Raw genomic sequence first — 24778 nt, forward strand, 5'->3', positions numbered from 1 at the left:
TATGGATTGGAGTTACTTTATTTATTTCGCCGCTCCGGCGTTATTTTGCTGGATAGGTGGGGCATGGTTGGCTTATCGTCCTTCTTTTTCCAAGGGGGCTGTCGCTTGGACCGTGTTTGGCTTGGCTATATTCTCCGCTTTTATCATAGGGATGTGGATCTCGTTGGAGAGGCCGCCCTTGCGCACGATGGGAGAGACTCGTCTATGGTATTCTTTCTTCTTGCCGGTGGCGGGCGTGATCACTTATGTCCGTTGGCGGTATAAATGGATACTTTCCTTTAGTACATTGTTGGCCTTTGTCTTTATCTGTGTCAATCTGTTTAAGCCGGAGATACATAACAAGACCTTGATGCCCGCTTTGCAAAGCCCGTGGTTCGCTCCGCACGTGATAGTCTATATGTTCTCTTACGCCATGCTGGGCGCCGCTGCCCTTATCGCCATTTACCTGCTGATCCGTGCGAGGAAGAAGGGGATTGACGAGGGGATGATGAGTTTATGCGATAACTTGGTATATGTCGGTATGGCCTTTCTCACGATTGGGATGCTGTTCGGCGCTTTATGGGCCAAGGAGGCGTGGGGGCATTATTGGAATTGGGACCCGAAGGAGACATGGGCGGCTGCCACTTGGTTGGGGTACTTGATTTATATCCATTATCGCCTTCACCACCGTTTGCGTTATTCAGCGGCGTTGGGGCTTTTGGTTTTCTCTTTTCTTTTGCTACAGGTGTGTTGGGTTGGCGTGAATTATCTACCCTCCGCGCAAGGATATAGTGTACATACTTATAATATGGAATAATTAAAATCAGAGGTATATGAAAAAACTAGTTGTTTTAGTAGCGGGCTTGCTCTCCGTGGCCCTTTTCGCGCAAGCGGAAGAAACACAAAATACGAAAGAGAACACGTTCTCGATGAAAGTACAGATACGTCCGAGAGCCGAGTACCGGAACGGGGTCTTATTCCCCCGGCCTAAAGATGCCGAGTCCACCGGGTTTATCAATAACCGTGCCCGCCTTTCTTTGGGGTATGAGCGGGATCGTTTGTCTATCGGCTTGTCCGCGCAACATGTTGGAGTATGGGGGCAGGATCCTCAGATCGATAAGAATGGCCGTTTTATCTTGAATGAGGCGTGGGCGAAGCTGGATTTCGGATCGGGTTTCTTCGCTAAGTTAGGTCGCCAGTCATTGGTATACGATGACGAGCGTATCATGGGTGCGTTGGATTGGAACGTGGCCGGTCGTTATCATGATGCTTTGAAGCTAGGCTACGAGAACACGAATAACCAACTGCATTTAATTCTCGCATTCAACCAGAATGATGAGAAAACGATCGGAGGAACGTATTACGCTCCGGGTGCGCAACCCTATAAAACGATGCAAACCCTTTGGTATAAGCATCTCTTCGACAAGAGTTTTAACGCATCCTTCTTGTTTATGAACTTAGGGATGGAAGGCGGTGATGCCGAGAAACAAAACTCGGATACAAAATACCTGCAAACCTTAGGAACGAACTTGATCTATACGCCTAGTAACTGGACGATAGGTGGTACTATCTATTATCAATTCGGCAAGACGAAAAGCGGACGGGATGTTTCCGCTTTCTTATGGGCGGTAAACGCCGCTTATCAAATCGATCCGCAATGGAAGATCGGTGTAGGTAGTGATTATCTGAGTGGCTCGGATGGGGCCGACGGGAAATATAAGGCGTTTGATCCTCTGTACGGAACCCATCATAAGTTTTATGGTGCCATGGATTATTTCTACGCCTCCTCTTTTGTCAACGGATTGAATCCGGGTTTATGGGATAATCAGATAAATGTAGCTTATAAACCTTCTTCCAAGGTAAACCTGTCTTTAGCCTATCATTATTTCTCCATCACGGGCGACGTATACGAAGGTAATGATAAATTGAGTAAAGGTTTAGGTTCGGAATTGGATTTCCAAGTGGATTGGGTAATTATGAAAGACGTGAAATTATCCGCGGGATATTCTACGATGTTGGGTACGAATACCATGAAGGCCGTGAAGGGTGGAAATCCGTCTCATTGGCAAGATTGGGGTTGGTTATCAATAAATATTAATCCAACTATATTCACGACGAAATGGTAACAGTTCTCAAGGAAAAGGGTATATTTGCAGGAGTAAACCTTTTTTCAAAACAAGATACGATGGATATAACCGATATGTTTAAAATCCCGCTTTTTAAGAATTTTACGCTTAAGATGCGGGAAGAGTTTTTGGATAAACTTGAATATACAGTAGAGGAGCATCCAAAAGGAAAAACCATAATTCATCAAGGGACGACTTGTAACGCCCTTCATGTTTTATTGGAGGGAAAATTGAACGTGGATGTTTTGGACGTATCGGGTAACATCGTGCGCGTGGAGACGATACAGGCTCCACGCACGTTCGCTACGCCTCATATCTTTTCCGAGAAAAACCAATTCCCCGCTACTTTTACCGTCGACGAGGATGTGGTATTGCTTAAGGGCACCAAGGAGTCTGTATTTACCTTAATGCATTCTATGCCGTTATTCCTGCATAATTTCCTTTGCGTCAGTACTAGCTGTAATAAATGTACGATGACTCGTTTGAAGGTGCTTTCGTTTCGTGGCATCCGGAACCGCTTTATTTATTACTTATTCGAACATCAGCAAAAGGATTCGAATGTCGTGGAACTAGAACATACCCAAGAGCAGTTAGCAGAGTATTTTGGTGTTACCCGCCCGGCTTTATCGAAGGAAATCGGGAGATTGGTGGATGAGGGATTTATCAGCATTACAAGGAGAAAGGTGACGATTTTAAATAAGACGGCGTTAACATGTATGCTTTAATGCTTTTGGGAAAAAGGTAAAAAGCGTACATTTGTGCCCAAATAAATAACTCCGGTGTATGGGCAAAGTTTTAATTATCGACGACGAGAAGCAGATTTTAGGTTTACTTTCACGCATTATCGGTTTGGAGGGATACGAGGTTTTACAGGCTGCTACTTGTAAGGCGGGGCTGAGGCAGATGGAGCAACATTCGCCAGAGGTGGTATTGTGCGATGTGTTCTTGCCGGATGGTAATGGCGTGGATTTGGTGTCGGACTTAAAGAAACTCCGCCCTCTATCCGAGATCATCCTACTTACCGCGCATGGTAATATTCCGGATGGCGTACAGGCAATCAAGAATGGAGCCTTCGATTATATTACGAAAGGGGATGATAATAATAAGATCATTCCTCTGGTAGCCAAAGCGATGGAGAAAGCTTCTGCCGCTTATCAGCAGCAAAAGAAGGAAGCTACGTCCGTCGGGAGGCAATATTCGTTTGATACGATTGTCGGTAAATCACCCGCTATCCAAGCGGCGATAGCGTTGGCTCAGAAAGTCTCGGCTACGGAGGTTCCAGTTCTGTTGACTGGTGAGACCGGTACGGGAAAAGAGGTCTTTGCTCAATCCATCCATCAACATAGTACCCGGAAAGGGAAGTCTTTTGTTGCTATCAATTGTTCCTCTTTTAGTCGGGATTTATTGGAAAGCGAGATGTTCGGTCATAAAGCGGGGGCTTTTACCGGTGCTTTGAAAGAGACAAAAGGCTTGTTTGAGGAAGCTTCCGGAGGTACGATCTTCTTGGATGAGATCGGGGAAATGGCTTTCGACTTGCAAGCGAAATTGCTCCGTATCCTTGAGACCGGGGAGTTTATCAAGATCGGCGATACGAAACCTACGAAAGTGGATGTACGAATTATTGCCGCTACCAACCGTGATTTAGAGAAAGAGATCGAGCAAGGGCATTTCCGGGAAGATCTATTTTATCGGCTTTCCGTTTTCCAGATCCATCTTCCCGCGCTTCGTGAACGGGTCGAGGATATCCCTCTCCATATAAAAGCCTTTGTTTCCGCTTTTTCCTCCAAGATGGGAAAGAATATCCGAACAATTTCGCCCGAATATATAGATGCCCTGAAAAAACGAGCTTGGAAAGGTAACGTACGTGAGTTGCGTAATGCAATTGAGCGTAGCCTGATTATTGCCGATGGAGATACCTTAACCTTGGATGCTCTCCCTTTGAATATGCAAACCTCCTCTGCGGCGAGTACGGAATCTTATAGCGGTTTTGACCTGAGTGGCGTAGAGAAAATGCATATCCAAAAAGTGCTCAAATACACAAAAGGCAATAAAACCGAAACTTCCCGCCTTCTAGGTATAGGCCTCACTACTCTTTATCGGAAGATTGAGGAGTATGGGCTTTAATCTCATATTCTGCATTATATGTATACCCGAAAGCATCTTGAAGATATGCAAGGAGAAACGGACATTGCTAAATAGTTTATTTTTGCTGAACGTAAACTTAATAATAATCGCTTAAAATACATCACCTATGAGTCTGAAGATTAAAACAAAACTAAGATACGGAATCGGGCTGCTGTTTGCCATGATCGTTTTGCTGGGAGGTCTATCGGTAAAGAACATCTCCGATATGTCTGCCGACACAAGGAACATATTGGCCGATAATTATAATTCTTTACTCTATTCACGCCGGATGCTGGATGCGCTGGAACGAATCGATAGCGATCCTTCGGCTCAAGCCGATTTCGAGAAAAACCTAGGGCTACAGAAAAAGAATATCACGGAGGTCGATGAGAACGTGGCCACCTCACATCTAGTCGCTCAATACGAGCAATTGGCGAAAGAGCGTAATGAGGAGAATATCCGTCGTGTACGTCTCGCCTTAAATCAAGTCATGAGTTTGAATATGGCTTCTATCTACAGGAAAAGCCAAGTGGCGGAGTCTACGTCTCAAAAGGCTTTATTTTGGATTTGGGGGATTGGCCTCTCTTGTATGGTGGTCGCTTTCGCTTTTTTAATACGTTTCCCCCGTTCGATAAATACCCCTATCCGTATGTTGATGGACGGTATCATGGAGATCGCTAACCATAATTACGAGAAACGATTGGATCTCGCTAAATATGATGAATTCGAGGGGGTAGCGAAATCCTTTAACCGGATGGCGGAACGGCTTACGGAATACCGGAAAAGTACGTTGGCGGATATTATTCAAGGAAAGAAATATATAGAGGCTATCGTGAATAGTATCACGGAGCCAATCATAGGCTTGGATCGGGATCGTAAGATTCTTTTCGCCAATAACGAGGCTTTGACGATCTTGAATCTCAAGCGGGAAAACGTGATCGGAAAGTCTGCCTCGGAATTATCCTTACGGAACGATTTGCTTCGCAGGTTAGTTCGGGAACTGATCCAGCCGGGCGAGAAAAAAGAGCCGCTTAAAATTTACGCGGATAATAAGGAAAGTTATTTTCAAGTGCAATATATACCGATCCGTGTGTTGGAGAATGGCGAGGCGGAGGTGTATGTGGGAGACGTGATCTTATTGAAGAACATCACGGAGTTTAAGGAGTTGGATTCCGCTAAGACCACTTTTATCTCGACGATCTCCCATGAATTGAAAACTCCGATATCGGCGATCATGATGAGCCTGAAATTGTTGGAGGATGCCCGTGTGGGAGCCATGAACGACGAGCAAAAAGCACTGGCGGAAAGTATCAAGGAAAGTAGTAATCGATTACTGGAAATAACCAGTGAGCTATTGAAAATGACGCAGGTGGAGGCTGGCAAGCTACAATTGAATCCGAAAATAACCAAACCGATCGAATTGATCGAGTATGCGATAAAGGCGAACCAAGTGCAAGCTGATCGCTTCAATTGCCATATAGAGGTGGAATACCCGGAGAAGATTTCCAAGCTTTTTGTGGATAGCGAGAAAATCGCGTGGGTCTTGACGAATCTATTGTCGAACGCAATTCATTATACCCCGGAGAATGGCCGTATCATAATCGGTGCCCGCCAGCAAGATCATAGCGTGGAGATCTATGTGCAAGATTTCGGTAAGGGCATTGATCCCCGATATCATCAAAGTATATTCGATCGCTATTTCCGTGTGCCGGGAACGAAGGTACAAGGGAGTGGTCTAGGGCTGGCTATCAGTAAAGACTTCGTGGAAGCTCATGGAGGAACACTTTCTGTTGATAGCGCAGTTGGAAAAGGAAGTACTTTTGTTATAAAATTCAATGTATAAGAGGGTAAAAAAAGAGGGTGTTAATTACCCTCTTTTATAATATCGCTTCCTCCGGAAGTGGATGTATCCGATCTTGCCGAACCTTTGTAATGTACATCACTACCTCCGCTTGCCGAAGCCTTGATATAATCGGTTACGTGCGTATAAATATCGGAGCCACCACTGGCGGAACATTCCAACTGGTTTAAGATAAGATCATAAGCCTTGATATCCGAGCCACCTGAGGCGGAATATTCGCCGTTCTCCGCTTTTCCCGTAAGCTTGAGATCGCTACCTCCGCTGGCACGGCCTCGTATTATTCGGGTAGTAAGATCGTTGATGATGATATCGCTACCGCTGGTCGCCTCAATTATGCAATTAGATACGTTGACCGGTTTCTCCATTTTCACGTCGCTACCCCTTGTCGCTATAATTTCCAGATCATCTCCGGATAAAGCGCTTCTCAGGACAAAATCCATACAACCGGACATCTGGATTTTTTCCAGCTTCTTGGAAGTGCCCTCTATTTTAAATCGGGTAGGGCTTAATTGTGTACCATTCTCTGTGGAGATTGAAAGTTCTTCGTTTTTTACTTGAACGTTTATATAAGGATATAAGTTCTCGTCGATCGTGATTCGTAAGGACGCTGATTCTCCTTGCGTATATCCGAAAACGTACGACGGATTTCCCCCACGGCTGAATAGGCTGAACCAACTGTCGCTATAACCCATGGCGGTTGAGCCGACTTTTATCGCTGAATAGTCTCTGACGGAGATTTCTTTCGTGATAATATCCCCATTCCCTTTTACTTTCTTCGCCTCGATAGGCATCACGCAAAAAGCGATCAACGCAAATAAGGCCATCATTCTTGTTCTCATATGAAGTGTAATTAATTTATACTCTTTTCTTATAAGACGAATGGAGTTGAAAAAACGTTACATCTAAAATGAAAAAAAAGAAGCTATCATTGACTTTTTTTGTGATAGCTTCTTTTTCTTACCCTAATAACAGGGAGGTCGATTAATTACTTTTAGGTTTTTCAACCATATGTTCTACTCTGTCTTTGACGTATTCGACTTGATTTTTACCCGTGTCTACCACGTCCTTTACTTTTTTCTTTGCCTTATCTGTAAGACCGTGGAGTTCGTTCTCCAGACATTCGAACTGTCCTTGATCTTCCATCCTGCGAAGTACGTAACCAACAACTACACCTACGGCTAAACCGAATAATACATTTTTCATAACTACTACTTTTTATGAGTTAAAACATTATTTTTTGTAGTTATGAAACAGCAAGTCAACCAATAAGGTTGGTGTTTATTTGTTATTTTTCAGTAAATCCCTAATCTCGGTAAGTAATTGGATATCCGCAGGGGGAGCGGCCGGAGCTTTCGGGGCCTCTTCCTTCTTCTTGCTTAAAGCATTAACACCTTTGACAAGTAAAAAGACGGCGAAAGCTATGATTATGAAATCCAGTGTCACTTGTATGAAATTTCCGTAGTTAATGGAGACCGCCGGAGAGATCACCTTGTCTCCCTCCATTACAGCATGCTTCAAGGTGATTTTTAAATCCGTGAAATTGACGCCACCTACAAGTAAACCTACCGCCGGCATGATCAGATCCGCTACGATAGAAGATACGATCTTTCCAAAGGCACCACCGATAATGATACCTACCGCCATGTCCACTACGTTACCTCGCATGGCGAACTGCTTAAACTCTTGTAATATTTTTTTCATAAAACAACGCTTTTTATATTATAACAACAAAATTAGCCATAAGTTGAATATTTTCAATGCTTATAGCGAAATTTGAAGAAATTATTTTTGATTTTCATGTTTTTGTTTGACCCATTTGAGCATTGATGTGTTATATCCTCTTTCTTTGGCCTTAGTCAATAAAAAGAGAATAGCCTCTTCTGGGAGTGTAGGCGTACGACTAAGTAGCCATAAATAGTCTGAGGTATTACTGCCTACGAGAGCGTATGAGTAATTATCCTCGTCAATTTCCATAATGTTGTACTCGGCGTAGAACCGCATAAAGAAACACACTTTTAATTTACTAGGACACGTAGGATCTGTTATTTTGGCTATACCTTTCGCTCGTTTGAAGGAACCGGAAAAATTACCCCAATATCCGCTGTTAACAACTTCTATATCTCCATTCGGGAGAAATGAGTATTCCACGGTAGCCCCTACGAGATTATGCTCAAAGCGATGATCAAAGCGTGCTATTTCAAACCATTTCCCCATATAGCGGTGTAAATCCAAAGTCTGGACGGTTTCTTTGTTTATAATACGTTGAGTGCAAGATAAATTACACTGCATTATAAGACAGATGAGGCCTATTAGTTTAAATCGCATAGGTTTTTATTTTTATCTCATAATAAACATAGAGAGCCTCTAAAAAGTTTGAAAACGTTCATATTTTAGGATTTTTATTTTTTCGACAATCTGTGCTTTAACTTTTAATTTGAAATTTCTATCCTGTCTGAAGTGAGAAATTCGTAGTTGTGGCATTTCCGGACGATAGATTTAGATCCACGTTTTTATATGTTTTTTTGTATTGAAAATTTCATAGTTATGATTTGGAAAAATCATAACTATGAAATAAAAAGTCATAACTATGAAATAAATGACTCTTTACTGTGAAAAGAATATATGAAGATGTTTTAATTGTAAATGCTTGTTTGTAAATTAGTAATCGTCAAGATGTCTAACTTTGCGTCTTTGTTTTCAGTTGGAATTTAAAATAGAGAGATATGGATGAGAAAGATTTGGTGGAAGGGATGCGAGAGTATATAAGTCTGTTACAAAAGGAAGGACGGTATTCCTCGGCGAAAAGTTATCAGGATGCGATGAACTCTTTTATACGGTATAGCGGGACGGATCGTATCCCATATACATATATAAATAAGGATACTCTTCGCCGGTACGAGGCTTATTTGTTGGAGAAAGGCTGCATGCGTAATACGGTCTCCACGTATATCCGCCGTTTGCGTTGTATCTATAACAAGGCGGTGGAGAATGGCGAGGCGGCGTTTATCCCTTCATTATTCAAGGGGGTTTTTACGGGTGTGGAAAGCCTGCGCAAGAAATCCTTGCCTCTGGGGGATTTGAATCGCCTGATGCTGTCCCTGTAAAAGGAGAGAAGTTGAGGAAGACACAACTGGCACTTTGCTTGATGTTTCAATATGGGGGGATGTCGTTCGTTGATTTCGCCCATTTGAATAGGGGTAATATCAAGAACGGCATATTGGATTACAATCGCCAGAAGACCGGGACCTCTATGCGGTTGGAGGTCTTGGATACGGCGGAAGCTATGTATAAGGAGCTGGCAGGTGAGAGGGCGGGAGACTCCGGCTATTTATTTCCCTTTTTAAGTGGGACGAAGAACGGCCATGAGGAATATCTCGAGTACAATGCGGCCTTGTCCCGGTTTAACCGGAACTTGAAGACGTTGAAAGAGGTTGCCGGAATAGTCTCGGATGTGACTTCCTACACGATCCGTCATTCCTTTGCCATGTCATTGAAGGTACAAAATGTCCCCATAGAGATGATCAGCGAGTTATTAGGCCATAAATCCATCAAGACAACCCAGATTTATCTAAGAAGTTTCTCGTTGGAGAAAATGACGGTGGTAAATAAGTCTTGCTTTGAGAATGTATATAATTATATACCAGAGGTGGGGTGAGGCTACTTGGGGAGTAGCGTTCATTTCACGGTGCAAATGTAGCAAAAAATAGCAAATAACAAGCAATCATTAGTTTTAGTTTGTGCTCCGGCCTTGATTCTCCTTAAATCTTCGTTCTTATTCCTAGTGTATAGACATGGCAATAGAGACGAAATGATCTCGTATTTCCTACATCATCACGTCCCTTCTAAAAAATCGAACATACATTCCTGTAGAGACGGGGCGTGCCCCGTCTCATCCCCTCCAAATGGTAACTAAAAGATACTATCAGACAGTGGGAGACGGGGCACGCCCCGTCTCTACAACCGGGTGATAACCGTTCTCGCACCTTTTAGGCTACTCCCCAAGTAGCCTAAGATTTCAAGAGATGGTAATTTTCAGTAATGCCATATTCGAAAATATAAAGTACTGTTTATCAAGATGATATAAAAGATTCTTGGTAGGGCTCTGAATTGCCGTGGGGTCTGTTTTCGGGCCACGGGATAACCACTAGAAAAGATAATCATAGAGATGGATATATTAACAAGCAAGTGCTCGGATAGGTTCATGGCACATGTTCGCAAGCGACGTGACCAAGAGGCCGTCCGCTGGTACGTGCTCACGCTCCCTACCGCCGGTGGGAAGCGTGACAGGATCAGCCCCTCGAAGGGACTGGACGCTGAGCTTTTGCGGCGTGAGCGTCGTGGGGAGACGTTGTTCGAGTATTTCTCCCCCTCGTATGTCGAGGCGAGGAAGGTTGGCGGTAAGATGGTCAACACGAGGCAACCGCTGCTGTACAACTACGTGTTCATCCACGCCTCCGAGAACGAGATCTTTAGCCTGAAGCGTACGCTTCCCCTGTACAATTTCCTCCCCCGGGTATCTGACGGTGGACAATCTTATTTCCCCTATCTCTCCGATCGAGAGATGGATAGCTTACGCTGGATTGCGGCGTCTTACTCCAACGAACTTCCGGTGTACGTTCCGGATAGCGGCCGCCTGTTGAGGGGTGACCGTGTCCGCATCACCTCCGGCCCTTTTACCGACATGGAGGCCGAGGTGGTGGTACAGCCGGGCGGTGGCCATAAGGACGTGATGGTGCGTATCCTTGATTGCATATGGGTTCCCCTGTTCGAGGTGAGAGCGGGGGAGTACGAGTTGATCGAGTTGAACACGAGGGGCAAGTACGTCTATACCCATTTGGACAACGACCGTCTGTCGGAAGGCTTGCACGGGGCCTTGGGCCGTTACCATGCCTGCGGCGACGTAGGTGAGGAGGATGCCTGTCTGGCCCGTGAGGTCCTGCGTGGCTACGCCTCGCTCCGTGCTGAGACCGACGTGATCCGTTGCAAGCTTTACTCGTTGCTCCTTCCTGCTTATAGGTTGTTGGGCGATGAGGATGAGTTCGATCGTTTGCACTCCACGATGCACAGCATGCTCCCGGTGATCAAAGCGGGGCAATCCCGTGCCTTGTTGCTGGTCACGCTGTACGGCTGTACGGACAGCAGCCTCTACCAGCGCATGGCGCACGAGTTGGTTGACCCTTGGCAGGACGAGGCTTCGCCCAAGAAGAGCAAGTCCGTGTTGATACGTCGTTTGCGTGATTACGACCGTTGGTTCGGGCACGTAGGGAGTTGACAAGTGACAGTTGACAGTTGCGCATAGCGATAAATAAAAGATATGAGAAAAGAGAGAGATATGTGCGAGGTTCCTTCGGGTATCCGTTTGATGAACCTGTTGCGTGATCATTTGACAGAGATCATGGATCGTGAGCGTGCGAACCAGAACTCAATCCACCTGTATTGTACGGGTCTCTACTGGGTTGCGTTCGAGCGTTCTGCCTATCAGTTGCGTCGTGCGTTCCCGGATAGCGAGACCACGCCGCTGTGCCTATTCGCCTACCCGTTCCCGATCGTGATGGTCTCCGTGACGGATCGTTCGTTGCGTTCGTACGTTCGCAAACATATATTGAGTAGGGATGAGTTGGATTACAAGCTATTGACCGTCCCCGGGCTTCCCTTGTCGGACTACCGTGAATGGCACGCTAGCGAGGTGGAGGGGTTGCCTTTATTGAGTGAGAGCGTATGAGTGCGATGCAAATACCGTTATTATTACTGTCCGGCTTCCTGACCTCCGTGTTTTTTGGCATGGTTATCATCCCTAGGATCTTGGTGATCTCCCACAAGAAACGCCTGTATGATATTCCGGACTCCCGTAAGGTGCATACGACCCCTGTTCCCTGTCTGGGCGGGTTGTCGTTCTTCCCGGTTATCTTGATGTCGATGGCCTTGGTGATGCTTTCGCCTTTACCTGTGGCCCTCGGACGTGTCGAGTCTGTCGCTTGGTATGCTCTATGAGTACCTTTTCCTGTTCGTGGGCATGACGCTGCTTTACTTGGTGGGTGTTGGTTACCGTTACAAGTTCGTCGTGCAGGTCGTGTCGGCTCTTCTGCTGGTGTTGTCCGGCAGCTGGATCGATTCGTTGGGTGGCCTGTTCGGGATTTATTCTGTCTCGGCGTTGGTGGGCGTCCCGGTCACGGTCTTCGCCGTGGTCTACGTGACGAACGCCATCAACCTGATCGACGGCATTGATGGCTTGGCCTCCGGACTGTGTTGCATCGCCCTGTCTGTCCTGAGCGTGGTCTTTTTCATCCAAAGAAAAAGTAAGTCAATGTGTGCTTCATATCCATGGCGGGAGCGTGCGCAATATCTGGTGGGCGATCGTGAAGTATGTGCTGGGGGAAGGGTAGATGGCGGCAATCTACCTTAATATGGTCCCTGACAAAATCATATTGGCTAGCAGCCAATGTTAAAAGATGTAATTTTTAACTAAATAGAGTGCTTACATCCCTGTGTGTAAATGCTTAATGGATAACGGGTGCACTGTATAAATCGTTTACATGGAAGAAGTAACCATGTTACTTGACCAATCATTTTTATCAAACAATATGGAAGATAGAGTTAGGATTATCGACTTGCCCAAGATCTTGGACAAGCGAGGCAACCTGTCTATTATTGAGGAATTGAGACACATTCCTTTCAAGATAGCACGGACGTATTGGATCTATGACGTTCCCGGTGGTGAGCGAAGAGGCGGTCATGCCTATAAGGAGAACGAAGAGTTCATCGTAGCCCTTTCGGGTAGTTTTGATGTGGTGATAGACACTGGTAAGGTGCGTACCACTTATGCCTTCAACCGCTCTTATTATGGCTTGTATGTTCCCAAGGGGTTTTGGCGTGAGATGAATAATTTCTCTACCAATTCCTTGGCCTTGGTATTGGCATCCACGCCCTATGATGCGGAGGATTACATTTATGATTATCAAGAATTCCTAAGGATAATGAATCCATGATATCCTTGCTACAATCTCTTCGTTTCATATTTGCTATCATGATTTTCCTTCATCATTATCCCGTGGATGGAACTGGATGGTTTAAGGCTGGTGGTTCTTGTGGAGTCTTGTTCTTTATGGCAATTGAAGATGGCTGTTTGTTTCTTGCTATCCTTTTGACCAGTTATGTGGTGTATCATTATTATGAGATTCCTGTTTCGAAATATTTAAAACGAAAAATAGTATGTGTAAAGTAACGGTTTATGGTTGCTCGATCGTGGAGCTTCCTAAGATTGAGAACCGGGCGGGGAATATCACACCGATCCATGGGAATGTGAATGTGCCATTTGATATCAAGCGGGTATTCTATTCGTATGACATACCGGGAGGTGAGGCACGGGGTGCTCATGCTCATAAGGCATGTCATCAGTTTCTGATTGCTGCAAGTGGTAGCTTTGAGGTGATGTTGGATGATGGGGTAAACAAGCGTACGGTTTTGTTGAATCGTCCTTTTTATGGCTTGCATATTCCTCCCGGCATTTGGGCTGCGGAACAAGGTTTCTCTTCTGGCTCCATTTGTTTGGTCTTGGCCTCAGATCTTTATGAAAAGGAGGACTACATTCGTGATTACAATGAATTTTTAGATTACAAAAAATGATACATTCATTAGCAGATGTCCAATCTAAGAAGATTGGTACTGGAACACGGATTAGGCAATTCTGTGTAGTTTTACCCGAAGCTACAATTGGAGCCAATTGCAACATCTGTATTCAAGTATTAATTTTTTTCCATTCACAACTGATCAGAAAAAAGGAGGTTGCGTAATGAAAAAAAGAGTTTTAATATTAGGTGGAGAGGGCCATGGAAGTGTAATAGCGTCATGTATAAATAGCAATCTTTCACATGACCCTAATTACGAATGGGAAGTTGCTGGATTTATCAATGATTTTGTTGAATCAGTAGATGGATATCCTGTGTTGGGAGGTACATCCGACATCGAGCGTTTCGTTTCAGAGGATTATTATTTTTCATGGGGAATTCATTTGATAGCTAAAAATCACAAAACAATTGAAGCTTATGATCGACTTGAAATACCAAAAGATAGGTTGGCTACAATAATTCACTATACTGCATTTATTGCAGAAAGTGCTGTGATAGAATCAGGTTGTTTTGTTATGTATAATGCATACATAGGTCCTAGAACTTATATAAGTGAAGGCACGATGATTAAAGCCAATACGTGTATAGGACATGATGTAGTTATAAAAAGGTTATGTCATGTGGCAATGGGTGCAATAGTTGGATCATATTCTGAGATGGGAGAATGCTCTGATGTGGCAATTGGAGCCAGAGTTCTAGAAAAACACAAAATAGGCTCTTGTGCAATGGCGGGAGCAGGTTGTGTTCTTACAACAGACATACCTGACAACCAAATATATGTAGGAGTTCCTGCAAAATATTTAAGAAGTTTATAAATTGAAATTAATCAAAATGATAAAGTTATTAGATCTTCAGGCAATCACCATGCAGTATGGTGATGAATACAAAGCCGCAGTCAATAGAGTTATTGAGTCGGGGTGGTTTCTTCAAGGCAATGAGAACAAGCAGTTTGAGGCTGATTATGCAAAATATATAGGTACTAGTGAGTGTATAGCTGTAGCAAATGGTCTTGATGCACTTTATCTCATTATGAAAGGTTATATTGAGATGGGTGTCTTTCACGAAGGTGATGAGATTATAGTTCCTGCCAATACTTACATAGCTACTATCTTTGCAATTACCAAGAATAATCTCATTCCAGTGCTTGTTGAGCCAACATGGGATAATCTAGAGATTGACATTGATCGCATTGAGGAGGCTATCACAGCAAAGACAAAGGGAGTGATGATTGTTCACCTCTATGGTCGTGTTGCTTACAATGACAAGCTTGGTGATATTTGTAAGAGGCACAATCTTAAACTGATGGAGGATTGTGCTCAGAGTCATGGATGTGCATGGAAGGGTGTAAAAACCGGTGCACTTGGCGATGCTGCGGCTCACTCATTCTATCCTGGTAAGAACTTGGGAGCTTTTGGAGATGCAGGTGCTATTACAACATCAGATGCAGAACTAGCAAGCGTGATTGGTGCGCTCGCAAACTATGGTAGCCAAAAGAAATATGTATTTAAGTATGTTGGCGTGAACAGCCGTATGTCTGAGCTCGATGCTGCAGTACTCGATGTGAAGTTGAAATACCTTGATGAGGACAATGCAAAGCGACAAGAGTTAGCTGCTTACTACTACGATAATATTAAGAATCCACTCATTACTCTGCCTTCACGCATCCCTAACGAGAACAATGTATATCACCAATTTCCTATTCTCTGCGAGCGTAGAGACGAATTACAAGAGTATCTCAAGGTAAATGGTGTTCAGACATTGATACACTATCCTATTCCTCCTCACAAGCAGGAGTGCTACAAAGAGTGGAATAATCGTGTATATCCTATTACAGAAAAGATTCATGACGAGGAATTGTCTATTCCAATGAATCAAATTGTGTCTGCTGAGGAGGTCAAGATTGTGGTTGATTTTTTTAATTCATTCAAATGATTGCACTAATTAATTTCAATACCTATCTTGGAGGTGGAGAGACACTTTTTGTACGGCTAGCAGAGTATTTCGAGAAGAAATGTCCTGAATTATTACTATTTTATAAAAGTGAAAGTTACATAGAATCGGATATAAAAAAGAAAGGTATTAATAAGAAACATTGTTGTCCTATTAATCTTCCAGTTGATTATTATTATCTTAATGATGCAGAGAGAAAAGATTTAAGAAATGCCATATTATCTTCTTTCGATAGAGATGTTAAATATGAGGTTTTCTCATTTTGTGCACGAGATTTGTATTTGACTACAGATTTAACAAAGGAAGAATCGTATCATATCAAATTGGCTCATTTAATTCTTCATGATCAAGACAATCTGTATTGTTGTCAAACACTTCTTGATAAATTAATCCTCAAACTGCGAGGAAAAAGAAATTTTTCTTCTAAGAAGATGATGAAGTTTAATACGAATCTTTTCCGTGAGGTGCAAAGCAAAGGCGTATTAATCCCGATGAGCGAAGTTATCGTAAGATTATGGGGGCGATATGGAATTCAAATACCAAAAGATAATATTGTACCCTTACCTACATGCTCATTCCCTGACTACTCTTTCAAGCCTGTTAACAATAAAAAAATCTTGTGGATTGGCCGGTTTGTAAATTTTAAGCTTCCTTCATTGTGCGCAATGCTGAATTTCTTGAAAAGGCATCCCGATTATTCTCTATCAGTTGTAGGCTATGGCGCAGAGAAGTTTGTTCAAGATTATATGGATAAAAATTGCATTGATCGCAATCAAGTTGTTTTCTTAGGCAAAGTTTATGGATATTAAGTTTTGCGATAAGAAAACAAAATCGAAACAAGTGAAAACAAAGCAACTAAAAGAAACGTAATATATTGGTATTCAATTATAATTGATTATACTTTTTAATTCCTTTGGCGAAGCATAAATTTCCATAAATTCCTTATATTTGTTGCGTATTTGTTACGTGAAACAAAACAATTGTTGTACCTTTGCAGACGAAAAACAATATGCTGCTTGACGGCAAGAACAATTTTGAATGATTTATGGGAAGACCGAAGAAGACAACCAAGGCGAAAGAGCCAGTGCGCATCCGGGAACGCGAGCTCGCAAACGGCAACAGAAGCCTCTATCTTGACATCTATTCAAAAGGTGTGCGCAAGGTGGAGTCGCTTGGTGTGTACCTTGTCCCGGAGAACACGCCTTTTGACAAGATACAGAACGAACATGCGAGAAGTGTTGCCGAGAAGATAAAGTCCGAGCGCATTATCGCGCTGCAGTACTACGGCATAGCCAACCTTGACAAGGTGATGAAAGCCTCGATGCCCCTTCTCGCGTATCTTGAGAAATACGCCAGTGAGGGGAACGGCCTGACCGAATCGACCATGAAAGGACGTAAGTTCATGCGGCGCAAGGTGGAGGAATACCTACGTTCAACCGGACGGCTTAACATAGCCATGCTGGAGGTCGATTTGGATTTCTGCCGTGGTTTCATCAATTTCCTCCGCACAGCGAAGAACAGGCGGTTGAAAAGCGAAGAAAGGACGATAAGCAACTGTACGGGACTACAGACACAGGCCGTGTTTACAGCCGCATTGAACACGGCACTGCGTGACGGTATCATCGAACGCAACCCTATGACCTTGCTGACATCCAAGGAACGCTTCCACCAGCAGGAAAGCACGAGGGTCTATCTCACCATTGATGAATTGAAAAGAATGATGGCCACTCCCTGCGATGACGGGGAACTGAAAAAGGCATTCCTGTTCGCCTGTTTTACAGGTCTGCGTCTCAGCGACATCCGCACGTTCACATGGAACAAGGTGCTTACAACGCCAAACGATTCCGCCCGTTATATAAGGGTCAGGATGCTTAAGACGCAACAGGTCGTCAATGTGCCGCTTTCAAAGGATGCCCTCGGCTATCTCCGTGAGACGGAAGACGGGGACGAGCCAATCTTCCGCCTGTCAAGCGCGGCTTCCGTCATAGAGCAAAGGCTGGCGGAATGGGCGAAGAAAGCCGGGATAGAGAAGCACGTGACCTTTCACGTCAGCCGCCACAGCTACGCAACGATGATGCTGACCATAGGAGTTGACATCTACACGGTGAGCAAACTGCTCGGCCACAAAAACGTGGCGACCACACAGATATACGCGAAAATAATCGACCAGAAGAAGATTGATGCCGTCAACATGATGGACAGGTTCTTCGGCAAAGACAGGCAGGCATGAAAATAGAAATAAGGACACGCGAGCTGAAGAACGGCAACAGGACAATATACCTTGATTATTATGACAAGGGCAAGAGGTGGTATGAATATCCCAAACTGTACCTTGTCCCTGATTCCGCTCCACATGCAAAGGATTTGAATAAAAATGCGATGGACAAGGCAATTGCCATCAGAGCCAGACGACTGCTCGGCGAGACACCGGAAGAGGACGGCAGCCCGTTGAAGGAGGCCGACAAGATTCTTGTGAGCGCATGGATGGATGAATACGCCAAAGCCATGCACGCGAACGCAGGACTTTCCCTTACCTATCTAAAACACTTCGACACCCTTATCCGCATGGTGAACGACTATCTCGCACACATCAAAAGCCCGCGTCTCACGATGGACTGCATAGGCCGGGAGTTCTACAGGGGATTCCTGCACTACATGGCCGATGTCTATAAGTGCCGGACTTCTGACGGCGGGACAAGGTGGCTGGCAAAATCGACCATGCACTTGTTCCAGTTGAAGATGAACACGATGCTCAACCAGGCGGCAAGGGAGGGTGTCATCAAGTGCAATCCTTATCACCTGCTGTCAAGGGACGAGCGGATAAAGAAGCCGACTGACCAACGTGATTTCCTGACCCGTGAGGAACTGCACAGGCTGATGGAGGTGGAGACACGAAGCACCACAACCAAGATGGCATTCCTGTTCAGCTGTTTCACAGGTTTGCGCTACAGCGACCTGAAGCAATTGAAGTGGGGCAACATCGAGAAGTCACAGTCCGGAATGGTGATAAGGATAGAGGCGATGAAAAAGACAGAAAAACCTGTGACCGTCCCTTTGGGCACGAACGCGATGGCATGGTTGCCTGAGCGTGGCGACAAGACACTTGACGATTTTGTCTTTGATTTAGGCACATGCGGAGGTTGCAACGCCGTCCTGAAGAATATGGCGAAAAGAGCCGGAATCAACAAACGGGTCTCCTTCCACCATGCGAGACATAGATAACTTTATTTCTCGCTGAAGACAAACGATTTACAGAATTTTAATTTGTGATAGGTAACGACTTAGAAACAAGAAAAGTTCCCTTATCTGTCTTATTTTGCATTATTGAAAAGAACACCTTATTTATTTTGCAAAGATACTAATTTAACCCGAATATAAATCGTCAATTAGCTATTAAAATTGTATAGTTGTTTTTTACACTAATAAAATAATAGTAGCATTCACACATTTACCAACCTTACTACCGAGTTGGTGTGAGATCATTTTCTCAATCTATCCCAATTGGTATGATAACATACGTACCTCGTTATCGGTTTGTACAAGCGTAGAATAGTTTCCGTCTGATGCAATGTAGACGATTTAATCTGGTACTATACGAACTAAATCAATAGAGGTTGATATGACCAATTGTTTTTTTCATTCGATTGTTCTTCCAAACAAAAATATACAGGTTTATCCATATGGCAAAGCCATGTTCTTGATAATGTATGAAATAGCGTTCTAAGTGTACCAAATACTATTACTATCTAAAATCCCATGGTGCAATTCGTCGTGGATATACCCAAAGCCCCACTTTATTATTCCTTGCTTTTATTTCTGCATTATGATATTTCTCGGACTGGTCATATTTTGTATAGTGCCACGCCATTCCTGCATTCAACATTTCAAGGGCGACATCCTTATTCTCTAGAGTATAAACATAAGCGATATATCTACCCCAACCATCTTGTTTTTGAACATCAACAATAATATTTTCCCCCAAAAATAAGGGTTTACAAATAATCCTTGGTTTTTGTCCCAAAAGCCTGTTTCTTTTTCTGGAGCATCAATGCCCCAAATCCTAAATTTTATTTGCAAGTTATCTCTATTTAGGCCAACAAAACCATCAGAAATTTCTACTACTTTAAATTGAAACTTTTGAGCTAAGCACTCTGTTGTTGACAACAGACAACCTTATAAAAGAATCCAAATAAGAAACCTTTTCATATTCATTCTATTTTACATATAAATATAGTCTATGGGATGTATGATTTTATAAGTTGTATATTCCAGGCATAGTTGAGATTGGCGCCAGAATCGTCTATTCCTCCAGATGTTATACCGACTGCCTCTCCTTTTGAATTTAACAAAACACCTCCACTACTGCCGTGATCAATTGGAGCACTAATCTGTAGAATCTTTCCGTTCTCCCTTATCTGTGATATTTCGCCAGATGAAAAAGTGTTATCCAAGCCTCTTGGACTTCCGATAGTATATATTTTCTCTCCTACTTTTGGTGTATTATTTGCGATCTTAATGTAGTTTACTTTTCTGCTAACTCCAACCTTGAATATTATAAAGTCGTTGTCCTGACTCTTATGGTAAACTTCCGTTACCTTATATGAGCTTCCATCGGAAAGTATTATGTCTTCATAGCCAACAGCGGTACCTTGAAAAACATGGTAATTACTTACTGCAATACCGTTACTAGATATGAAGAAGCCAGAACCTTGGAACCCTTGATACGCAGTAGATGTATGAATCTTAAATACCGCAGATGATAGTTTTTCAAAGATCTCACTTGGAGACAAAACTCTACCATTTGTAGTATTACCGACATCTGAAGTTTTATTTGTCTGAGAAGTTCCTTTTTGTTGATGTGGTAGTGGTGGGCGACCATTATTAGAGAATGAACCTGGTCGAGAAGATGGACTAGAAACAGGATAGTTATTATTACCCTTAGGAGCTGCTGGTTTTTGAGCGCAACCTACAGATAACAGTAGTATGAGCAGTATATATAGTATTTGTTTCATATATTATTGGATTTGTCCTGGTTTGGGTAAAATATGAATCAAAAATCTTTGATTTGCTTTTTCTTCGAGTTCTCTCATTAGTCCTGTGCCGCTGAGCCTTCCATCTCCACTACCACTGATTAGTACTTCACAATTATCTCTATCAAAATGGATATTGTTATTATCCCAAAACTTTTTAAGATTTCTTGCTCGGCGATAACTTAAATCATAGTTATAATCCATTTTATCTATTCCATCTTTTGATGCCTGACCTTCAATCACGAGAAGATACTGAACCTCCGGCGTGTTTTCAGCGGCACTATGAATGAATCTTACTAACTCTTGACCAACAGACAATAATTTTTCTCGCTCAACTTTAGAAATGTTATATATTTGATCATCATCAATTTTAAAACGTACAACAAAATTCAGTTTGTGTTTTTTATTAATTGAGTCGTATACAAAATAGTTTTGGTCGAGATTTTTGGTAGCATCGTTAATTTCATTTATCTTATCAATATGGGCTTGTGTTGCATTGGCAAGATATCGCATACTATCCAACTCTTCACTATATTGTTTTTGACGAAGTACCATACGAGAGTTGAGGTTCAATAAACTGTCTCTTTCTGCTTTTAATTCTTTCACTTCAAGAGGTGTCGCATCAATTTGTTTTAACTCAACGATTGATATGATGAACAATACAACCATCAAGAAAAATAAACTAGTCATTAGATCTGCATAACTTGCCCAAAAGTGCGTTCGTTTATCTTTTCCCATTTATTAATCACCAATTTTTCCGGGTTTAGGAAGAATATGTATAAGGAATCGCTGGTTAAGTACTTCCTTTGATTCTCTCATAAGTCCTGTGCCACTTAAACGTCCATCACCACTACCACAAATTAGTACTTCACAATTTTTATCATTAAAATTCAACCCGTTATCTTCCCAAAATTTTTTAAGAGATAATGCTCTTTGATAGCTTAACTCGTAATTATAAGCATATCCATCTTTCGATGCTTGTCCTTCAATAATAAGGAGATACTGGATATGAGGGTTACTTTGTGTCGTTTTAATAATAAAATCTTGTAGGATCTTACCTGTCGTTCTTAAATCTTCTTTTGTACTTGATGGAAGACTATTCATATCTGCACTTCCACTTCTAAAACTCACAGTTACTGCAAGTTTGTGCTTTTTGAATTCAGGGAAGTATTGGAAGTATTGCGAATGCTGTGTATCGAGTTCTCGAGTTGCATTGTTTATCTCATCCGCTTTGTCAATTTTCGCTTGCAGCTCAGCGGTCTGCTCAATCGCATCAATACGAGCATTATTCAATGCTATGATAACAACTATAAATAGTGTTAGCATAACAAAGAATAGACTTGTCATAAGGTCTGCGTAACTAGCCCAAAAGAATGATTTGCTTTCCTTTGCCATATCTATTGCTCCTGTGTTGCACTTTGAGTCGACTCTAAGTAATCTACATTAACAGTTTGGTCATTACTGATATTTGGCTCTACCTGCGTAGATGTTGGAACTATAGTTTGTTGAGGCTCATTAGAAACGCCAACAACCTCAATCCTTGGTTCTGCAATAAAAGAGTTATATACATATAAGCCAAACGCCATAAAAGCAAGCAAAGTTATAGTTGCAACCATATAAGTTATGCTCTTAGGGAATACTGGAGCGGACACATGTTGCACTGCACTTTCGATGGGGAAACCTTCTCTTCTTCCACCATTATTCTGGTTTTTAAGGCTACTAACCAATCTCTCAAGTATTGCTGTCTGACCCTTCGTTGACTCAACGAGCTGTCCCATAACTGCCTTTATATCGGCAAGATTACGAATCTCTTTCATCAACTCAGTAGTTTCAGCATTTCTAGCAGCAAACTCTTCTCTTTGCTCTTGAAGCATTCTTGCAAACTCTTCCTTTTGCTCTGAATAATGCTTGAGCAGTGCATCGAACTCTGAAACAGAGTTGTTACGCAATTGAGTTACGCTTTCTCTTGTACTTTCAGCAAGTTTCTCAAATGTTTTACGCAACGTGTCGTCTACTTTTGCAACAACCTCGTTGATATACTGTTCGCGAGCGGCAACCTGATTGATCTCTCTTTCAAAGAATGCACCCATGTTCTCAATGGCGGCTGTTCGATTAAGATGCTCATTAATGTTGCTATTCAATTCATTTACGGAATGCAAATATCCTGAGACGCTGTGCAAATACTTATTAAACACAGCTATTTCACCAGTACATTCTTTAAGTTCTTTGAGAACTGTAACATTTGCCTGTGCTACGCGTTTAATGTCAATATCCTTGATTAGAGTAATCAACTCTATTTGTTCCCTAGACGACTCTTCAACTTTAGACAAGGCACCATCCAAACCCTCAATATTTGATTGGAAAGTTTGATTGAAGGTCATAAGATTTTGCTGTAATAGATACAAAGCATTTACTGCATTTCCAGACAGAACAGGTAACAACTCTGTCTGTAACCACGAGTAGAATCTGTTCTTATCAGCTTCTACCTTGGATGTAGCACTTTTAGCTGACCAAGAAATTAGAGTTGTACAGCAAATACCCACTAAACTTGCGGCCATAGCAATTGCGACACAAGTCATCAATGAGGTGATGTTGTCCATAAGTGATTCGCTTGATAAACCTCCACTTACGGCAATAAAGCCAATACCGACAATGATACCGACCATTGTGCCCATCAAACCGAGGTATAGCGGTATCGGCTGTTGTATATTGATTTCTTCTTCCTCTGCATCACAGTAACGCTCTACGACATCCTTCATTAAATAAAAATCGCTCGCTGCTCCTCTGTTTTTTTGAAGGTACATATTCAAGGCGTCCCTAATCTCCTTAAGTGTTTCATTATCTGTATTGATATTTAACTGAGAAACACTTATGGTATCAATATCTTCAACATAGACATCATCATCATCGCTACAACTCTCTGTCTGAATTTCTTTCTCAACGATAGAGTACGATGATGTACTATTGGGGAATATTGATTTATAGGTCGCTATCTTCTTTTTAGTGTTCCTGTATATGTATATCTGTGCAACTATAATTGCTATAATTACAAGAACCACTAGAATATAATGAAGTTCCATTGTTTACTTTATTTCAACTGTTATAGGTTTAATGACTTTCCACTCTTCTCCGATACGTTCTGCAGTTCCTGTTGTCTTAATGAGTACCTGAGTGGGATCATTTGATGAGCGAGTAACAGAACAAATAGGTTCGAGATACTGACTATCAAATTTTAGGATACGTTGTTTTACTTCCTCTTGCTCAATACATATACTTACCTCGGCTGTATATGCGTTAGCTTCTGACATAGTAAGTCTATAAATTGACTTTCCTTTTTGATATGTATCTTGAATGCTTGAAAGAATCATTGAATTAGACTCTTTTGCATAAATTTGATATACAGGTTTAGCTGTAGTAGCCGGCTCCATCTTTATATTTTCTGTCACACTTTGAGTAGGAGCTGTTGCTAATGCAATATATTGCTGTAAAATATCCTTAAATTTTTTACTTGCCAAATATGCTTCTATAGCTCGATCAATTGTTGCCTGAGACGGGGCACTGGTTTGCGGTCGATAAGACGAACTTTGTCCTCCTGCGATTCTGCGAATCTCATTACGGATATAGTCGTTTGTATTGATTTCCTCTGTAATTATGTCTTTTACTTTATTTACATTTGTTCTAGGCCTTTTTCTATATGCAAAAAACGCCAAAACTATACCCAAAATTCCAATAGCAATTCCTATAAAACTAATTGCTTTAGCTTTCGTTATATTATCCTCGATTCCTGAAATTTTTCCACTCAACTCCTTTTTTGTTTCCTCTGCTTTTGCATTAAATGACTTTTCAACTGCAGTGAATTGGTTTGTTAATGTTGAGTCTGCCCTATTAATCACAGATGCTACAGCATTGTCGATTTCTTTCTTGGCACGATCTATTTCCTGGTCAGTATATTGACTAATATTTTCTTGTGCAGTTTGCTGAGCCTTCTTTATGGCCTCATTATCATTTTCACCATTATTAGGCAATAATGAGCAACTAGCAAGCGTTATTACTGACAATAAAATTATAATCTTCTTCATTTGT

At 42.4% G+C, this 24778-nt stretch carries 24 protein-coding genes and 2 pseudogenes; 16 read left to right on the forward strand and 10 right to left on the reverse strand.

Annotation, left to right across the window (positions count from 1 at the left end):
* Position 1: 1 nt before the first annotated feature.
* The 5 genes from ccsA (at position 2) to ACYIA1_RS01445 (ending at position 6072) form a co-directional block, all read left to right on the forward strand.
* On the forward strand, positions 2 to 796 hold the full coding sequence (gene ccsA, locus ACYIA1_RS01425; protein WP_008774423.1) for a cytochrome c biogenesis protein CcsA: 795 nt from the start codon (positions 2 to 4) through the stop codon (positions 794 to 796).
* A 16-nt stretch (positions 797 to 812) separates the two neighbouring features.
* Positions 813 to 2105: an alginate export family protein gene (locus tag ACYIA1_RS01430; protein WP_008774422.1), complete on the forward strand. Its 1293-nt coding sequence runs from the start codon at positions 813 to 815 to the stop codon at positions 2103 to 2105.
* Positions 2106 to 2164: 59 nt separating this feature from the next.
* Positions 2165 to 2830 carry a Crp/Fnr family transcriptional regulator gene (locus ACYIA1_RS01435; protein ID WP_034532394.1) on the forward strand — a complete coding sequence of 222 codons (666 nt, stop codon included), beginning with the start codon at positions 2165 to 2167 and terminating at the stop codon, positions 2828 to 2830.
* A 58-nt stretch (positions 2831 to 2888) separates the two neighbouring features.
* Positions 2889 to 4229 carry a sigma-54-dependent transcriptional regulator gene (locus ACYIA1_RS01440; RefSeq protein ID WP_008774420.1) on the forward strand — a complete coding sequence of 447 codons (1341 nt, stop codon included), beginning with the start codon at positions 2889 to 2891 and terminating at the stop codon, positions 4227 to 4229.
* Between the two features lie 127 nt (positions 4230 to 4356).
* Entirely contained in the window at positions 4357 to 6072 is a 1716-nt protein-coding gene (locus tag ACYIA1_RS01445) for a sensor histidine kinase (protein WP_122378846.1), read from the forward strand.
* Positions 6073 to 6092: 20 nt separating this feature from the next.
* Here the strand turns inward: ACYIA1_RS01445 and ACYIA1_RS01450 are convergent, their stop codons facing one another.
* From ACYIA1_RS01450 to ACYIA1_RS01465, 4 genes are all read right to left on the reverse strand, one after another.
* Positions 6093 to 6929 carry a head GIN domain-containing protein gene (locus tag ACYIA1_RS01450; protein ID WP_009276823.1) on the reverse strand — a complete coding sequence of 279 codons (837 nt, stop codon included), beginning with the start codon at positions 6927 to 6929 and terminating at the stop codon, positions 6093 to 6095.
* Positions 6930 to 7071: 142 nt separating this feature from the next.
* Positions 7072 to 7293 carry a hypothetical protein gene (locus ACYIA1_RS01455; protein ID WP_005855327.1) on the reverse strand — a complete coding sequence of 74 codons (222 nt, stop codon included), beginning with the start codon at positions 7291 to 7293 and terminating at the stop codon, positions 7072 to 7074.
* A gap of 75 nt (positions 7294 to 7368) precedes the next feature.
* The gene (mscL, locus tag ACYIA1_RS01460; RefSeq protein WP_005865683.1) at positions 7369 to 7791 is read right to left on the reverse strand and encodes a large-conductance mechanosensitive channel protein MscL; all 423 of its coding nucleotides are present in this window, start codon (positions 7789 to 7791) and stop codon (positions 7369 to 7371) included.
* An 81-nt stretch (positions 7792 to 7872) separates the two neighbouring features.
* Positions 7873 to 8415, reverse strand: a complete 543-nt coding sequence (locus tag ACYIA1_RS01465; RefSeq protein WP_122382856.1) for a lipocalin family protein — start codon at positions 8413 to 8415, stop codon at positions 7873 to 7875.
* A 398-nt stretch (positions 8416 to 8813) separates the two neighbouring features.
* On the opposite strand from ACYIA1_RS01465, the pseudogene ACYIA1_RS01470 reads away from it, so the two are divergent.
* The 11 genes and pseudogenes from ACYIA1_RS01470 (at position 8814) to ACYIA1_RS01520 (ending at position 18887) form a co-directional block, all read left to right on the forward strand.
* Positions 8814 to 9745: pseudogene (locus tag ACYIA1_RS01470) on the forward strand (tyrosine-type recombinase/integrase).
* A 510-nt stretch (positions 9746 to 10255) separates the two neighbouring features.
* Positions 10256 to 11362, forward strand: coding sequence for a transcription termination/antitermination protein NusG (gene nusG / locus ACYIA1_RS01475; RefSeq protein ID WP_480334150.1), 1107 nt, complete (start codon positions 10256 to 10258; stop codon positions 11360 to 11362).
* Between the two features lie 42 nt (positions 11363 to 11404).
* A complete protein-coding gene (locus tag ACYIA1_RS01480) occupies positions 11405 to 11812 on the forward strand; it encodes a hypothetical protein (protein ID WP_122383167.1) in 408 nt (135 codons plus the stop codon).
* Between the two features lie 5 nt (positions 11813 to 11817).
* Positions 11818 to 12379, forward strand: a pseudogene (locus ACYIA1_RS01485) (MraY family glycosyltransferase); the annotation flags it as partial.
* 292 nt (positions 12380 to 12671) lie between these two features.
* Positions 12672 to 13076: a sugar 3,4-ketoisomerase gene (locus tag ACYIA1_RS01490; protein WP_480334152.1), complete on the forward strand. Its 405-nt coding sequence runs from the start codon at positions 12672 to 12674 to the stop codon at positions 13074 to 13076.
* 223 nt (positions 13077 to 13299) lie between these two features.
* Positions 13300 to 13713 (forward strand): sugar 3,4-ketoisomerase, encoded by a 414-nt coding sequence (locus tag ACYIA1_RS01495; protein WP_122383170.1) that lies wholly within the window; start codon positions 13300 to 13302, stop codon positions 13711 to 13713.
* Between the two features lie 166 nt (positions 13714 to 13879).
* Positions 13880 to 14530, forward strand: a complete 651-nt coding sequence (locus ACYIA1_RS01500; protein ID WP_122383172.1) for an acetyltransferase — start codon at positions 13880 to 13882, stop codon at positions 14528 to 14530.
* A gap of 16 nt (positions 14531 to 14546) precedes the next feature.
* Entirely contained in the window at positions 14547 to 15647 is a 1101-nt protein-coding gene (locus ACYIA1_RS01505; protein WP_480334154.1) for a DegT/DnrJ/EryC1/StrS family aminotransferase, read from the forward strand.
* Positions 15644 to 16474 carry a hypothetical protein gene (locus ACYIA1_RS01510; RefSeq protein ID WP_480334156.1) on the forward strand — a complete coding sequence of 277 codons (831 nt, stop codon included), beginning with the start codon at positions 15644 to 15646 and terminating at the stop codon, positions 16472 to 16474. Before ACYIA1_RS01505 ends, ACYIA1_RS01510 begins: the two co-directional genes overlap by 4 nt.
* A 236-nt stretch (positions 16475 to 16710) precedes the next feature.
* Positions 16711 to 17895 (forward strand): site-specific integrase, encoded by a 1185-nt coding sequence (locus tag ACYIA1_RS01515; RefSeq protein ID WP_480334158.1) that lies wholly within the window; start codon positions 16711 to 16713, stop codon positions 17893 to 17895.
* Complete coding sequence (locus ACYIA1_RS01520) at positions 17892 to 18887, forward strand: tyrosine-type recombinase/integrase (RefSeq protein WP_480334160.1); 996 nt, start codon at positions 17892 to 17894, stop codon at positions 18885 to 18887. Before ACYIA1_RS01515 ends, ACYIA1_RS01520 begins: the two co-directional genes overlap by 4 nt.
* A 520-nt stretch (positions 18888 to 19407) precedes the next feature.
* Here the strand turns inward: ACYIA1_RS01520 and ACYIA1_RS01525 are convergent.
* From ACYIA1_RS01525 to ACYIA1_RS01550, 6 genes are all read right to left on the reverse strand, one after another.
* Positions 19408 to 19686 (reverse strand): thermonuclease family protein, encoded by a 279-nt coding sequence (locus tag ACYIA1_RS01525; RefSeq protein ID WP_050547399.1) that lies wholly within the window; start codon positions 19684 to 19686, stop codon positions 19408 to 19410.
* 214 nt (positions 19687 to 19900) lie between these two features.
* On the reverse strand, positions 19901 to 20677 hold the full coding sequence (locus ACYIA1_RS01530; protein ID WP_008764244.1) for a S1C family serine protease: 777 nt from the start codon (positions 20675 to 20677) through the stop codon (positions 19901 to 19903).
* Positions 20678 to 20680: 3 nt separating this feature from the next.
* Entirely contained in the window at positions 20681 to 21433 is a 753-nt protein-coding gene (locus ACYIA1_RS01535) for a flagellar motor protein MotB (RefSeq protein WP_007833994.1), read from the reverse strand.
* Between the two features lie 3 nt (positions 21434 to 21436).
* Entirely contained in the window at positions 21437 to 22090 is a 654-nt protein-coding gene (locus ACYIA1_RS01540; protein ID WP_008764245.1) for an OmpA family protein, read from the reverse strand.
* Positions 22091 to 22092: 2 nt separating this feature from the next.
* The gene (locus ACYIA1_RS01545; RefSeq protein WP_008764246.1) at positions 22093 to 23775 is read right to left on the reverse strand and encodes a hypothetical protein; all 1683 of its coding nucleotides are present in this window, start codon (positions 23773 to 23775) and stop codon (positions 22093 to 22095) included.
* A 3-nt stretch (positions 23776 to 23778) separates the two neighbouring features.
* Positions 23779 to 24774, reverse strand: a complete 996-nt coding sequence (locus ACYIA1_RS01550; protein ID WP_008764247.1) for a hypothetical protein — start codon at positions 24772 to 24774, stop codon at positions 23779 to 23781.
* Between the last annotated feature and the right edge of the window lie 4 nt (positions 24775 to 24778).

It is taken from the genome of Parabacteroides sp. KHUB-02, from assembly GCF_056640955.1.